The organism is Variovorax sp. V118 (assembly GCF_041154445.1).
Classification (GTDB): Bacteria; Pseudomonadota; Gammaproteobacteria; order Burkholderiales; family Burkholderiaceae_C; genus Variovorax; species Variovorax boronicumulans.
Genome location: NZ_AP028663.1, coordinates 1,502,664 through 1,516,937, shown reverse-complemented (window position 1 = coordinate 1,516,937; position 14,274 = coordinate 1,502,664). Strand labels below are relative to the sequence as shown.

Annotated in this window: 12 protein-coding genes; 3 read left to right on the top strand and 9 right to left on the bottom strand. The window is 66.8% G+C overall.

Annotation, left to right across the window (positions count from 1 at the left end; all coding sequences use genetic code 11):
* Nucleotides 1–7 precede the first annotated feature (7 nt).
* Nucleotides 8–823 carry an ABC transporter substrate-binding protein gene (locus ACAM52_RS06960; protein WP_369646523.1) on the bottom strand — a complete coding sequence of 272 codons (816 nt, stop codon included), beginning with the start codon at nucleotides 821–823 and terminating at the stop codon, nucleotides 8–10.
* A gap of 174 nt (nucleotides 824–997) precedes the next feature.
* Here ACAM52_RS06960 and ACAM52_RS06955 point away from each other — a divergent pair, with 174 nt between their 5' ends.
* Nucleotides 998–1,936: a LysR family transcriptional regulator gene (locus ACAM52_RS06955; protein ID WP_308789331.1), complete on the top strand. Its 939-nt coding sequence runs from the start codon at nucleotides 998–1,000 to the stop codon at nucleotides 1,934–1,936.
* The gene (locus ACAM52_RS06950) at nucleotides 1,933–2,076 is read left to right on the top strand and encodes a hypothetical protein (RefSeq protein ID WP_369646522.1); all 144 of its coding nucleotides are present in this window, start codon (nucleotides 1,933–1,935) and stop codon (nucleotides 2,074–2,076) included. The genes ACAM52_RS06955 and ACAM52_RS06950 overlap by 4 nt, the downstream gene beginning before the upstream one ends.
* A gap of 18 nt (nucleotides 2,077–2,094) precedes the next feature.
* Here the strand turns inward: ACAM52_RS06950 and mrdA are convergent, their stop codons facing one another.
* From mrdA to ACAM52_RS06920, 6 genes are all read right to left on the bottom strand, one after another.
* Entirely contained in the window at nucleotides 2,095–4,071 is a 1,977-nt protein-coding gene (gene mrdA / locus ACAM52_RS06945) for a penicillin-binding protein 2 (protein ID WP_369646521.1), read from the bottom strand.
* 99 nt (nucleotides 4,072–4,170) lie between these two features.
* Complete coding sequence (locus tag ACAM52_RS06940; RefSeq protein ID WP_369646520.1) at nucleotides 4,171–5,283, bottom strand: DUF3800 domain-containing protein; 1,113 nt, start codon at nucleotides 5,281–5,283, stop codon at nucleotides 4,171–4,173.
* Nucleotides 5,284–5,317: 34 nt separating this feature from the next.
* On the bottom strand, nucleotides 5,318–6,556 hold the full coding sequence (locus tag ACAM52_RS06935) for a branched-chain amino acid ABC transporter substrate-binding protein (RefSeq protein ID WP_369646519.1): 1,239 nt from the start codon (nucleotides 6,554–6,556) through the stop codon (nucleotides 5,318–5,320).
* A gap of 37 nt (nucleotides 6,557–6,593) precedes the next feature.
* Nucleotides 6,594–7,355 carry an SDR family NAD(P)-dependent oxidoreductase gene (locus ACAM52_RS06930; protein ID WP_369646518.1) on the bottom strand — a complete coding sequence of 254 codons (762 nt, stop codon included), beginning with the start codon at nucleotides 7,353–7,355 and terminating at the stop codon, nucleotides 6,594–6,596.
* A complete protein-coding gene (locus ACAM52_RS06925) occupies nucleotides 7,352–8,917 on the bottom strand; it encodes a class I adenylate-forming enzyme family protein (RefSeq protein WP_369646517.1) in 1,566 nt (521 codons plus the stop codon). The genes ACAM52_RS06930 and ACAM52_RS06925 overlap by 4 nt, the downstream gene beginning before the upstream one ends.
* 102 nt (nucleotides 8,918–9,019) lie before the next feature.
* Nucleotides 9,020–10,783, bottom strand: a complete 1,764-nt coding sequence (locus tag ACAM52_RS06920; RefSeq protein WP_369646516.1) for an acyl-CoA dehydrogenase C-terminal domain-containing protein — start codon at nucleotides 10,781–10,783, stop codon at nucleotides 9,020–9,022.
* Nucleotides 10,784–11,017: 234 nt separating this feature from the next.
* On the opposite strand from ACAM52_RS06920, the gene ACAM52_RS06915 reads away from it, so the two are divergent.
* Nucleotides 11,018–11,668 carry a TetR/AcrR family transcriptional regulator gene (locus ACAM52_RS06915; RefSeq protein ID WP_218005382.1) on the top strand — a complete coding sequence of 217 codons (651 nt, stop codon included), beginning with the start codon at nucleotides 11,018–11,020 and terminating at the stop codon, nucleotides 11,666–11,668.
* A 134-nt stretch (nucleotides 11,669–11,802) separates the two neighbouring features.
* On the opposite strand, the gene ACAM52_RS06910 is transcribed toward ACAM52_RS06915, so the two are convergent.
* Nucleotides 11,803–12,825 carry a hypothetical protein gene (locus ACAM52_RS06910; protein WP_369646515.1) on the bottom strand — a complete coding sequence of 341 codons (1,023 nt, stop codon included), beginning with the start codon at nucleotides 12,823–12,825 and terminating at the stop codon, nucleotides 11,803–11,805.
* A 61-nt stretch (nucleotides 12,826–12,886) separates the two neighbouring features.
* Nucleotides 12,887–14,227: a UDP-glucose/GDP-mannose dehydrogenase family protein gene (locus tag ACAM52_RS06905; RefSeq protein WP_369646514.1), complete on the bottom strand. Its 1,341-nt coding sequence runs from the start codon at nucleotides 14,225–14,227 to the stop codon at nucleotides 12,887–12,889.
* Nucleotides 14,228–14,274 lie beyond the last annotated feature (47 nt).

Here is a 14,274-nt window from a genome sequence, read left to right as displayed (position 1 = left end):
AACTTGATCAGAATGCACTGAGGGGCGTCAGCTTCTTCTCGCGAACGATCTTCAGCTTCGTGTCGGGCCCGAACCACTTGCGCCACAACGCATCGAGTTCCCCAGACGACTCCATGTCGCGCAGCGCCTTGTTCACCGCATCGAGCAATTCGCCCTCGCCCTTCTTCACACCCAGGCCCGTGGGCTCGTAGACGAGGGACTCGTCGAGGAAGCGGAACTTGCCCGAGCTTTCGTGGAGCAGTCGCGCGCCGGGTGCTTGAGAAATGGCATATGCCTGAACCTTTCCCTGTGCGAGCGCCAGGAAGGCCATGGTGCCGTCCTGGTAGGTCACCACTTCGGAACCCGCAAGCTTGTTGCGAGCGTTGAGCTCCGAGGTCGAGCCCTTGTTGGCGGCGATCTTCTTCCCGGCAAGGTCGGCGAACGTCTGGATGGGCGAATTGCTCGCCACGATGATCTTCAAGGGCAGCTGGTAGTAGATGTCCGAAAAGGCGATCTGCTCGGCACGCTCCTTCGTGTAGCCCAGGGAGGCCGCCACCACATCCACACGCCCCAGCGCCAACTCGGGAATGCGGGCTTCGACGGAAATCGGGCGGTGCTCCAGTTCAACGTGGAGGTGCTTTGCGAGGCTCTTGCACGTATCCACGTCGAAGCCGACGTACTCGCGGGTGGCGGGGTTCTGAAACGCAAGGGGTTCCGCCCCCGTCAGCGTTGCGCACACCAGCTTGGAGCGCGCCTTGATGTCGCTGAGACGATCGGCCTGTGCCGTGGTGGCGCAGACGCAAAGAGCGACGGCGATGACGCGAGTGAAAGTCAATCGGAACATGAGCGCAACTCCTGAAGCGGCTTGATGCCAGAGGCCAAGAAATGAGATGGAAGCCCGCATTCTGGAGACTTTGAAAAATTAAAAAAAACGATTTATTTTTATAGAATTGCATCTGTTTTTCACATATACCAAGGGGGAACCCGCAGTGCATGAAATCCCACCGAAAGAACGAACATGATGTCGTTCAAGCAACTTGAGGCGATCTATTGGGTGGTCAAGCTTGGCGGCTTCTCGCAGGCCGCCGAGAAGCTTCACACCACGCAGTCGGCGATCTCGCGGCGAGTCCAGGAACTGGAGAGCCTCCTGGACACTTCACTGTTCGACCGCTCTTCACGCGCCGCCCGATTGACGGAGAAGGGGCAGCAGACCTTTGCGATCGCAAAGCGGCTTCTTGCCCAGCGCGACGAAGCGATGGAGCAGCTTGCACAGGCACAGGTTGTCGAACGCAGACTGCGAATCGGCCTCACCGAACTCACCGCAATGACATGGTTTCCGCGGCTGGTGGGCATGATGCAGGTTCATCACCCCCGCGTTGTGCTGGAGCCCGACGTCGACGGCAGCGTGACCATTCGCAAGAGACTCCTGGCCGACGAGATTGATCTTGCGATCGTTCCCGACGCGGAAGACGACAGCCGGATCACCAAGAAAGCCATCGGCAAGGTGGTCAGCGCCTGGATGTGCAAGCCCGGCATGCTGCCTGCGGACAGGACGTTGCGCCTCCACGAGCTGGCCTCGCATCGAATCCTGACCCAGGGCAGCCGCTCGGGGGCGGGCCTCGCCTCGGAGAACTGGTTCAAGTCCTTCGGCCTCACCCCGAAGCAGTCGCTGCCCAGCAACAGCATCATTGCCATCATCGGCATGACCGTGTCTGGAATCGGGATCAGTCCCCTTCCTCGTGATTGCCTCGCTCCGATGGTCGACCTGGGTTTGCTGCAACCCATCAAGGTCACGCCGGCAATCCCCGACATCACCTACGTCGCAATGAGCAGGAGCGAGCAGCGAAGCACGTTGATCGACTCCACGGTGCTGCTTGCACAGGAATGCTGCGACTTCACGCAGGTTTTCCAACCCGGCGCCATCCCCGCCGACGCCCCGGCGCCTCCCAGCTATTGATCGAACTTCGGGAAGCCGCGACGAACCCCGACGTCACCTTGCGCGTGTGGGAAGACGGCGAGCACACGATCTACAACCACGCGGCGCAGCGGACTGCCTTCGTGGCGGACTGGTTTGCCCGGCGGCTCGCGCCGGGTTGAGGCTTCGCCCCCGGCCCCTCAAAGCACCCCAGCCTCATCCCCCTGCGCACCGTCGTCCAGCACCGGCACCTCGCTGGCCACCAGCGGTTGGCCGATGGGCGCGCCGGCCTTCCCCACCTGCACCGCCGCCATGTCGGCGTCGTTGGGGTACTGCCCCGCAATCCAGTAGTCGAACACCCGCCGCACGATCGGCGCCGCGTGCGCCGCGCCGAAGCCCGCGTTCTCGACGATCGCGGCCACCGCGATGGTCGGGTCCTCGGCCGGGGCGAATGCCATGTACAGCGCGTGGTCGCGCTGGCGCGCTTCCAGGGCCTTGCCGCTCGCGCGCGCCTTCGGGCTCAGGCCCACGGCCTGCGAGGTGCCGGTCTTGCCGGCCGAGGTGTACGCCGCGCCCGCGAACACGCGTGTGCCGGTGCCGCCCTTGGTGACCGCCACCATCGCGTCGCGCACCACCTCGACGTGCTTGCGCGCATAGCCCAGGTCCTGGGCCGGCGGCTGGACCTGCCGCACCACCTCGCCGGTCGACGTGTCGCGGATGGCCCGCACCAGGTGCGGCTGGTAGCGCACACCGCCGTTGGCCAGCGTGGCATTGGCCGAGGCCAGCTGCAGCATCGTGAAGCTGTTGTAGCCCTGGCCGATGCCCAGCGAGATCGTCTCGCCCGGGTGCCAGGTCTTCATGTCGGCGCGCCGGTAGGCCGCGCGCTTCCACGCCCTGCTGGGCAGCACGCCGCGCGACTCGCCCTGCAGGTCGATGCCGGTGAACTGCCCGAAGCCCAGGGGCGCCATGAAGTCATGGATCAGGTCGACGCCCATCTCGGCGGCCAGCGAATAGAAGTACGTGTTGCTTGAAAACTGGATGGCGCGGTGCATGTCGACGCCGCCCAGCCCGCCCCGGTGGCTGCGGAAGGTGCGCCCGCCGAAGTTGTAGAAGCCCGGGTCGTTCTCCACCTTCTCGGCGCTGCGCTTGCCGGTCTGCAGCGCCGCCATCGCCATGAAGGGCTTGTAGGTGGAGCCCGGCGGGTAGGTGCCGCGCAGCGCGCGGTTGAGCAACGGGTTGTCGGGCGACTCGGTCAGCGCCTTCCAGTTCTCGGTGTCGATGCCCTCGACGAACAGGTTGGGATCGAAGGTGGGCTTGCTCACGAAGGCCAGCACCTCGCCAGTCTTCGGGTCGATGGCCACGAGCGCGCCCCGGCGTTCGCCGAACATGTCTTCCACGAGCTTCTGCAGCTTGATGTCGAGCGACAGCATCACCGTCTGGCCCGGCCTGGCGGGGTGGCGCGACAGGCGGCGCACCGCGTGTCCGCCGGCCGAGGTTTCCATCTGCTCCACGCCGGTCTGGCCGTGCAGCGCCTTTTCGTAGCTCTGCTCGATGCCGACCTTGCCGATGTAGTCGGTGCCCCGGTAGTTGGCGCGCTCGTCTTCCTCCCAGTCGTCCATCGCGGTCTTCTCGCGCTGGTTGATGCGCCCGATGTAGCCGATCACGTGCGCGCCCACCTCGCCGTGCGGGTAGGTGCGAAACAGCCGCGCCCGGATTTCCACGCCGGGGAAGCGGTAGCGCTGCGCCGCGAAGCGCGCCACCTCTTCGTCGCTCAGGCGGGTGCGGATGGGCAGGGAGTCGAAGCTGCGCGAATCTTCGCGCAGGCGCTGGAAGCGGCGGCGGTCCCTGGGCGTCACTTCGAGCAGCTCGCCCAGCTCGTCGACGACCGTGGCGATGTCGCCCACCTTCGACGGCGTGATCTCCAGCGTGTAGGCGGCGTAGTTGGACGCCAGCACCACGCCGTTGCGGTCCAGGATCTGCCCGCGGTTGGGAACCACGGGAACGATCGCGGTGCGATTGCTCTCGGCCCGGTCCGCCAGCGTTTCATGGCGCACCACCTGCAGGTAGACCAGCCGCGCGCCGATCAGTCCGAATCCGAACAGCACCGCGCAACCGACCACCACCACGCGGCGGCGAAAAAGAGCGAGCTCGGCGGCGGCATTGCGGATTTCATTCATCGGGCGACAGGGGGTGGGGAAAGAAGCGGAGAAGCCAGATAGGAGGCCCTGCCCGCCCGAAGGTTCCGCGTCGGCGGTCAACAAAACGCGATCGTCCGCTCAGGCCCACGCTGCTTCGGCACCGATGCGAACCTGGCGGGTCGGCACCACCTGCTTGAGGCCGTACCCCGTGCGCTCGTCCCCTTCGGAGATCAACCGCATCATGGCCTCGCGCAGTTCGGGGCACACGCATCTGCCTGTGTGCAGGTCACGAAAGAAGCGCATCGTGGCGCCCGCCACCACCTCGGCCATCTGCACGCCGGCCGCTTCGTGCGACTGCCTGAAATCGAGGGCGGCCACTTCTTCGAAGCGGTGGTCGGACGGGGGCGTGCACAGCAGTTCCATCGCACGGTCCGGTCCTTCGGCGGCGGCCTTCCCCTGCCCCAGGATGCGCTGCACCTCGAAATTCTGGTCGTGCACCAGCCGGACATCGGCCAGGCAGTGCCGGTAGTAGAGATGGATCCGGGCGTAGATGCGCATGAACGACGTCAGGTTCGGCAGCGTCCAGGCCTGCGTCGACGACGTGTTGAGCTCGGGCGGCGGAAGAAACTCCAGCCAGGGCTGATGCTGGGCCTCGCTCAGCGCGTGGTACTCGGTGTTCGCGGCTTCGACGATGCGGCCGAACCCTTTCGCGACCTGCGCCGCGGCCTCTTCCTCCTCCTCGGCGGTGTGCGTGGCCAGCTCGCGCAGGCTGGCAAACGATGCGTGAAGCGTCCCGGCCTCCGGCGTCAGGCAGGACGCGACGAAGCTGTCCAGCACCTGCGTATCGGCATGGACGTGCAGAAAATCCGCGACGGCATTCCTGAGGAAGTCGAGCCGCATCGACTCGGGGTAGCCCAGGCAGGACGGCAGCAGCTGGAACGACGTGATGCAGGAGCAGATGAAGTAGCGCTTGTCGACCAGCTCGACGAACAGCGGGGCCCGCCGGTCGAGCAAGGCGTGGATCACGGCCGCGGAGAACTCCGGCCTGGATGCCAGCAATCGGGCACCGGGTTCGCCCGAGGGAATGCGATGGCGATCGCGCAACGCCTGGAGGCGCTCATCCCACTCCTCTTCGTCCTGCAGCCCGACGCCCGCCAATGCAAAGTAGGGCTGCCGCTTGAAGTCGTAGCCCGTGCCGCTGCCGACCATGTCGCCACTGTGGCCGCTTTCGTCGATGTAGATGGTGGTCATGGTGCCGGGGCGAACGCCTCGCGCCGTCGTGCGGTCACAAGGGCCTCTTCATGCGGCAGGTCGTGGGCTGCTCGGCCGCCTTGGCGTCCACGCTCGCGATCTGCTTCCAGCCGAATCCGGTGCCTTCCTGGTCGTAGCGGACGGCCGCGCCGTCGACCTTCTCCCAGCTCTGGACGAACATCGCCTGCTGGGCCTGGTGGTCGGACTTGCGCAGCACCACGGGGCCGTTGATGCCCTCGAAGCGCAGGCCCTCGAGCTGGGCGGCCACCTTCGCCGGTTCGGCGGACTTCGCGCTGCGGATGGCGCCGGACAGCGCGACGACGGCGTTGTAGCCCATGCCGTTGATGAAGTCCTCGCCGAACTGCTTCTTGAAGTTGCCCAGCACCGCCGAGCTCTTCGCACCGGGGTCATTGGGGTTGAAGGTCGAGACCAGCTTGACGCGGCCCTCGCCCGTCGCGCCGATGGTGCCGGGCACACCGTAGTTGCTGCCGTTGAAGGTGTAGAAGTCGACCTTCAGCCCGAAGTCGTTGGCCGCGCGCACGATGAGCGCCAGGTCGGAGCCCGAGCTGGCCGTGATCACCGCGTCGGCGCCGGACTGGCGGATCTTGACCATGTAGGGCGCGAAGTCCTTCACCTGCGCGGTCGGGTGCAGGTCGTCGCCCACGATCTCGATGTCGGCGCGCTTGCGCGCGAGCGACTCGCGCGATGCGCGCGCCGTGTCCTGCCCGTAGGCGTAGTTGGGATTGAGCAGGTGAATCTTGCGGATGTCCTTGCGGCCGGCCAGGTAGGTGGTGAGCGCATCGACTTTCATGTCCGAGTGGGCGTCGGTGCGGAAGTGCCAGTAGCTGCACTTCTCGTTCGTGAGCACCGGCGCCTGCGACGCGTAGTTCAGGAACACGATCTCCTTGCCCGGATTGCGGGCGTTGTGCTTGTCGATGGCCTCGCCCAATGCGATGCCCACGCTGGACGAGCTCGCGCCCTGGACCACATAGCGGATGTCCTTGGCCACGACCGTGCCGAGCAGCGCCACGGCCTCCTGCGGCGAGAGCTTGTTGTCGAAGGGAACGATCTCGAACTGGTAGGGCCCCGCCCACTTCTCCTCGTTCGCGACCCGCGCCGCGTACTGGAAGCTCTTCAACACGTTCTGTCCCAGGCCGGCCATCGGCCCCGACAGCATGTCGAGCGTGGCGATCTTCACGGTCTGCACGGGTTGGGCGCTGGCGGCCAGGGCGATGCACAGCATCGGCGCGGCGATGGTCTTTGTCAGGCTCACGGTAAGTCTCCTCGTGTGGATGTCGATCGATGGGTGTTCAGACGATGACGGCGCCGCCGTCGGCGACGAGCGTCTGGCCGGTCACGAACGCGGCTGCGGGCGATGCCAGGAACGCGATGGCGCCGGCGATCTCCTGCGGCTGCCCGACGCGCCGCAACGGCAATTTCTTCTGCGTGAACGACTGGATCTCGGGGTCCGCGAGCAGCATGCCGGCCATCTTGGTGTCGATCAGGCCCGGCGCGATGCAGTTGACGCGAATGCCCTGCGGGCCCCACTCGACCGCCAGGTCGCGGGCCAATTGCATGTCGCCGGCCTTGGACAACCCGTAGGCGCCGATCGTCGAAGAGCCCTGCAGGCCCGCGATGGACGAGACGATCACGATGGCGCCGCTGCCCCTGGCCTGCATGTCAGGCCGAACGAGGTTGGCCAGCCAGAGATTGCTCAGCACGTTGTTGCGCACGATCTTCATGAACATCTCGTCCGCGATCTCGGCCAGCGGCCCGTAGTGCGGGTTGGTGGCCGCATTGCAGACCAGGATGTCGATGGGGCCGAAGCGCTCGCGCACCTGCGCCACCATCGCGCGCAGCTCCTCGGGCTGCGAGATGCTGGCCTGGCAGGCAAAGGCCTGCCCGCCTTGCGCGCGGATGCCCTCGGCCACCTCCTCGCAGGCTTCGAGCCGCCGGCTGGAAACACAGACTTTGGCCCCGAGCAGCGCCAGATGCTCGGCGGTGGCGCGGCCGATGCCGCGGCTGGCACCGGTCACGACGGCGACTTTTCCGTTCAGGTCGAACAGGTTCATGCGTGGATGTCCTTGGAAGTGGAAAGAAGAGAGGGAGCCGGTGCACCGATGTCTTTTCGGAGCAGGTGCTTTTGCAACTTGCCCGACGGCGTGCGCGGCAGCGTGTCGACGCAGACGTATTCGCGCGGAATCTTGTAGCGGGCCAGCTTGTCGGCCAGGAAGGCCTTGAGCGCCTCCACGTCCGGCTGCCGGCCGGACCGGGGCACGATGACCGCCACCACGGTTTCGCCCCAGTCCGGGTGCGGGCGGCCGATGACGGCCACGTCGGCGAGGTCGGGATGCGGCGACAGCGCGTCTTCCACCTCCTTGGAGTACACGTTCTCGCCGCCGGTGGTGATCAGGTCCTTGAGCCGGTCCACCACGTAGTAGTAGCCGTCCTCGTCGACCCGGGCCAGATCGCCGCTTCGGTACCAGCCGTCGGGCGTGTAGGCGGCGCGCGTGGCCTCGGCGTCGTTCAGGTAGCCGCGCATGGCGGCTTCGCTGCGCAGCTGGATCTCGCCGACCTGGCCCGCGGGCGTCGCGCCACCGTCCTCGGCGACCACGCGCACCTGCACGCCCGGCAGGCTGGAGCGGCCGATCGATCCCGCCTTGCGCAGCGCGTCCTCCGGGAACAGCGCGGTGCCCAGCGGGCCCATCTCGGTCATGCCGTAAACCTGCATGAACTGCGTCGTGCGATAGCGCTGCATGAGCCGCTTCGCCATGTCCTCGCCCAGCGGACCGCCGCCGTAGATCCACAGCCGCATCGAGCCCAGGTCGTGGCGGTCGAAGTCGGCGAGTTCGAGCGGCGCGAGCAAGGCGATGGGCGCGCCGAAGGTCAGCGTGACGCGGTGCCGCGCGATCGCTTCCAGGAATCCGCGCGGCGCGTACTCGCGCAGGAAGACCAGCGTCCCGCCCATCAGCAGCGTCCCGAAGGTCCAGTTGTTGAGCGGCGCCGCATGCCAGATCGGCATGGCGATGAGCATCCGGTCGTTGTGCGTCATCGACAGGGCCGCCGCGCAGACCAGCGCCGTGGTGAAGACCGCGCGATGGCTGTGCAGGCACCCCTTGGGCTGGCCGGTGGTGCCCGAGGTGTAGAGCACCTGCGCCAGTGCCTCGTCGCCCACGGGCGCAGGCAGCTCGCCCGCTTCCGTGCGCTGCACCAGCGTGTCGAAGTGATCGAAGCCGACGTCCGCCGCGCCGGCCGCGTCGCCGGTGCCCAGCAGGCAGGCTTCGGTCTCGATGCGTTGCGCCAACGGGCCCAGGGCGACGTCGATGATGCAGAGCCTTGCGGCGCTGTGGCGCAGGATGAACTCGACCTCGGGCTTCTGCAGCTTGTGGTTGACCGGCACGATGACCGCGCCCAGGCGCAGCGCGCCCAGCACGCCGATGAGAAAGTACGGCGTGTTGAAGCACATGAGCGCCACGCGGTCGCCCTGCCCCACGCCCCGGTCGCGCAGCACCTGCGCAGCGCGGCGGCTGAGCGCCTGGATCTGCGCGTAGCTGAAGGCTTCGTCGCCGTAGTGCAGCAGCGTCTTCGTCGGCCAGCGCGACGCGCTCTCGTCGAACATCGAGATCAGGTTCATGAAGTCTTTTTCCAGTTGGATGCAGGGCCGGGCAACGCGGTGCCGCCGGGTTTCGCATCCCGTGTTGTTCTGGGCGCAGCCGGGAGCAGCTGCGCGGCGGGATCAGAAGAAGTCGGCGTCCAGCGCGATCACGGCGTCGTCGTCCTGCGCGGCCACCTGCAGGTGCTGCTCGACCTCAGGAAACAGGTGCGCGAAATAGAAGCGGGCCGTGGCCACCTTGGCAGCGTCGAAGCCATCGGACTGCCGCGCGTCGATCCTGCGCTGCGCGATCGAGGCCATGCCGATCCACTGCCATGCCAGTGCCAGCACGCCGACGATGCGCAGGCAGCTGTGGCCGGACGCGCCGACCTGGTCGGGGTGCGACGGCGCCCGCGCAATCAGCTGCCGGGCCAGCGCTTCCAGGCGCGCGCACAGCGAGCGCGTCTGCGCCACCCACGGCTGCAGCACCGGATGCGCCTCGTTCTTCTCCAGGACCTTGTGCACCACGTCCATGAACCTGCGCAGCCTGGCGCCCCCGTCGCCGAGGATCTTGCGTCCGAGCAGGTCCTGGCCCTGGATGCCGTTGGCCCCTTCGTAGATCTGCCCCACGCGCACGTCGCGGAGGTACTGGTGAACGCCGCTGTCGTCCAGGTAGCCCCAGCCGCCCATGACCTGCTGTGCCAGGGTGGTGCTGGCGTAGCCGTTGTCCGTCGCGAAAGCCTTGAGCACCGGCGTGAGCAACGAGACGAGCTCGTCGGCCTCGCGGCGCACCGAGGGCTCGGGGTGGAGCTTCGAGCGATCGACCTGCAACGCGAGCCAGTAGGCCAGCGCGCGCGAACCTTCCGTCCAGGCCTTCTGCACCAGCAGCATGCGGCGCACATCGGCATGCACGATCAACGGATCGGCGGCCGGCTGCGCCTCGGGCTTGCGCGCACCGCCGAAGCCGCGTCCCTGCAGCCGCGTGCGGGCGTGATCGCGTGCAAGTTGGTAGGCCGCCTCGGCCTGGTTCACGCCCTGCATGCCCGTGGCCAGGCGGGCGATGTTCATCATCACGAACATGGCCGCCAGGCCGTTGCCGGCGGTGTTCAGCAATTCGCCGCGCGCACCGTCGAGCCGCAACCAGCAGGTCGGCGTGCCGCGGATGCCCATCTTGTCCTCGAGCCCTTCGCAGCGCACGCCGTTGCGCTCGGCCGCGCCGGGCAGGTGCCGGGGCACGATGAACAGCGAAAGCCCCCGCGCGCCCTCGGGCGCACCCGCGATCCGGGCCAGCACGAGGTGGACGATGTTGTCCGCCAGGTCGTGCTCGGCGGCCGTCACCATGCGCTTGAGACCGGTGAGGCGGTAGCCGCCGTCCGGCTGGGGAACGGCCTCCGTGCGCAGCAAGCCCACGTCGGTGCCGGCCTCGCGCTCGGTGATGCACATGCTGCTGGTCCACGCGCCGCTGGCCAGGTGCGGAAGGTACGCCGCCTGCTGCGCGGGCGTGCCGTTGGCCCGGATGCATTCGTAGCCGCCGCGCGAAATGCTGTGGTACATCAGCCAGGAATGGTTGGCCGAGCCGATCAGCTCCGTCACCAGATGGGTCAACACCGTCGGCCACGCGCGGCCGCCGTGTTCGAGCGCCGCGCCCAGGCCGGCCCAGCCCTTGCCCCGGAATATGTCGTAAGCGGCCTTGAAGCCGCCGGGGGTGGCCACTTCGCCATCGCGCCAGACGCAGCCTTCGCGGTCCGCGCTCTGGTTGAGCGGTGCGAGCACCTCTTCGGCGAAGGCCGCCATGTCCTCCATCAGCGCGTCGATGTCTTCGCGGGCGATGGCGCCGGGCAGGCGAAGCGCCTTCAGTTCTTCATCGATGCCGAGCAGGTCGTTCAGGACGAAGCGCAGTTCGCGCAAAGGTGCTTTGTAGGTCGCAGGAGGTGACATGCAAGAATGACGAGTGCGCGCGTTGGCCTTGGGTTGAAGTGAGGTTCGGGGCTCGCGGCCACCGACTGCCTTGGGTTGGAAGAAGTCTAGGAAATCGACCGGGCAGGCATGTTCAGTTTTCGGGACGCGCCCCGAGGCGTTGATTTCCCTCTGCAACGAGGCCCTCCTCCTTGCGTGCGCCGTCCCGGTGTTCGCTTTTCAGCCATGACGACCGCCCTCAAACCCCGACGCAAGCCCTCCCAGTCACGCGCATGGATGACGTCCATCGCCATCCAGGACGCCTTCGTGCTCCTGCTGCTGGAAAAGGGCTACGAAAAGACGTCGATGCGCGACATCGCCAACGTCGCCGGCGTCAGCGTCGGCAGCGTCTACCAGTACTTCCCCGGCAAGGAAGCGGTCGCGGCCATGACCGTGCGCACCTGGGTGCGCAAGCTCTCGACCGCGCTGTCGAGCGCGGTGGACGACGTCGTCCAGGCGGAAGGCCAACGCACGCTGCGCGAGATCACGCGTCTGCTGGCGCAGACCCAGGTGCACACGATGCTGGAGGGCGGCGGGCGCTGGCGGGTGCTGAGCTCCATCGAGCGCCGTGTCTCGCCGCAGCTCGTCTACAACCGCCTGTACCAGCACAACGTCAACCTCTTCGGCAAGGCGCTGACGAGCGCGGTGGACTGGCCCGAAGGGCTGCACGATGCCCGCGTGGCCTTCGGCGCCTACACCGTCGTCGATGCGCTGGTGAAGCAGACGCTGCTGGTGAGTGCCGCCCTGCCGAGCGCGGATGTCATGGTGGAGGAGGTGCTGCTGGCGTTGGACGGGTACCTGCACGCCGTGCGCCAAAGCAACGCGCGCCGAGAATGAGCGCAGGCCCGAATATGCGAGTGGGGATGCCCAAGCCGGTCAGTGCGGCCCTGCTCATGCAGGTCATTTCCGAATTGACGAGTACAGACATCACCTCGCAGTTCAATGCGACGACGACGCCAAGGGTCGCGATGTCACCGCCACCATCCGCCATCGTCCCACAGGCCTGAATCCTCGATCGCCTGTCGCGCGAGCTTGTGCTCGCGGGCGCTTTTCAACCCCACCATCAGGCGCCTCAGAGGGCCGGGCTGACTCAGGAGACTCTGGATGTCACCGTGCGCCAGCGCTGGCATCTGAAACATGGCCAGGCTTTCGAGCGCCGGTGCAGAGGCCACCCACCTCAGGTCCTTCAGCCCCACGTTGTTGAGGACGATCAGCGCCAGATCCTCGAGCGCAGCCAGCGAGGGCAAGCTGGCAAGGTGTGGCTGATCTTGCGCGGTCAACCTTTGCAGTGCCTCCAGTTGGCTGACGACCGACAGGTCCGACAAATCCTTGATCCGCAACAGTGCCAGGTGTCTCAGGGCGTTCAGGCCCGCAAGCGTGTCCAGGTTTTGCGCGCTTCCGAATCCCAGTTGAAGCGTATGCAGGTGGGGCAGATGCCGTAGAAAGACCAGGTTCGACAGAGGCATCCCCATGAGGGACACCTCCTTCAAGGTTGACAGCTTTCCAATCACCTCGAGGCCTCGCGTGTGGCCGGCAACAACGAGTTTTCTCAGATGGGAAAAGCGCTCCAGCCCGAAAAGATCGGTCTTCTTCGTTTTCGTCTTGCCGATTCTGAGTCTTTGCAGGTCTGTGGGCACTGCGCTCAACACATCCAGTGAATCTGCTTCGTACACATCAAAGACGAACTCCTTCAGCTTCGGCAAGGCCTCTACGGCATGCGTGTTGCTGACCCGGGTGAGGCAGTCAAGGCTCAATCTTTCGACATGGGGCATGAGCCTCAGGCAAGAAAGATCGCACACACGCGCGTAGCTTCCATACATCCGCCATGTGATGTCCGGCCGATCCCTGAAGAGATCTTCGTTCAGGATTTCCAGCAGCGAAGGCGGTACCTCCTGTGCGGCGGCAAATTGCAGGATGGACACCTCGCCGTTTGCGGCCAGTTGCCGGACCTGTTTTCTTGTCCAATCAAGCTTCAGTTCGATTCGTTCCGACATGGGGTTGACGTTTAGTGGATCAAAAGCCGGCAAGTGACCGGCATGCGCTGCGGACGACGAGTCAGCGCCGCACTGACCGGCCGCGCCCGATGCCGTAGTACGCGATGCCGGCAGCTTCGACCTCGGCGGCGTCGTAGAAGTTGCGGCCGTCGAAGATCGCGGGCGCCTTCAATGTGCTAGCGATGCGCGCCAGATCGGGGCGGCGGAACAGGGGCCATTCGGTCACGAGCGCCAGCACGTCGGCGCCCTGCAATGCGTCTTCGGGCGATTCGCACCAGCGCACATCGGCGTGCTCGCCGACGATGGCGCGCGCATTCGGCATCGCCGCCGGGTCGTGCACCTGCACATGCGCGCCCGCCGCCCACAGGCGCTCCAGCAGCACGAGGCTCGGCGCATCGCGCATGTCGTCGGTGTCGGGCTTGAAGGCCAGGCCCCAGAGGGCGATGGTCTTGTTCGCGATGCGGCCTTCGAAGTGATGCGTCATCAGGTCGAAGAGGCGTCCCTTCTGCTCGTGGTTCGCCGCCTCGACGGCCGCGAGGAGGCGCAGCGGCTGCCCCTCGCGATCGGCCGCATGCCGCAGCGCCCGCACGTCCTTCGCCAGGCACGAGCCGCCATAGCCCGCGCCCGCTTGCAGAAAGTCGGGGCCGATGCGCCGGTCCGAGCCGATGCCGCGGCGCACCATCTCGATGTCGGCGCCCGCATGCTCGGCCACGCGCGCCATCTCGTTCATGAAGCTGATGCGGGTCGCGAGCATCGCGTTGGCGGCGTACTTGGTGAGCTCGGCGGAGCGCCGGTCCATCACCAGCAGCTGCTTCGCCGGGTCGCGCATGAAGGGTTCGTAGAGCCGTGTCAGCAGATCGATGGCCGCGGGGTCGGCAGCACCGATCACCACGCGGTCGGGCTGGCGGCAATCGCGCACGGCCGAGCCCTCGCGCAGGAATTCGGGGTTCACGGCCACCGCGACCCGATGTGCCGCACCGCGCTGCGAAAGCGCCGCGCGCAGCACGGCCTCGACCTGCTCCGCGGTGCCGACCGGCGCGGTGGACTTGCAGACGACCACGGCGTCGCGGTCTCGGTGCTGGCCGATGCTGCGGGCCACGGCCATCACATGCCGCAGGTCGACATCGCCTTGCGCATCGGCCGGCGTGTTGACCACGATGAAGAGCACGTCGCCGTGCAGGCTCGCCGCGCGCTCGTCGGCCGTGAAGCGCAGCTTCCCCGTCGAGAGACCGGCGGACACCAGCGCCTCCAGCCCCGGCTCGTGCAGCGGCATCCGGCCCTGCTGCAGCCCTTCGATGCGGCCGGCATCGGCATCCGCACACAGCACCTCGTGCCCCGCTTCGGCCATGCAGGCGGCGAAGCTGAGGCCCACGTAACCGGCACCGAAGATGGCGAGCCTCATGCGCAGCGCCCTCCCCCAAGGCACTGGCCGCGGCGGCGGTTGTGAGA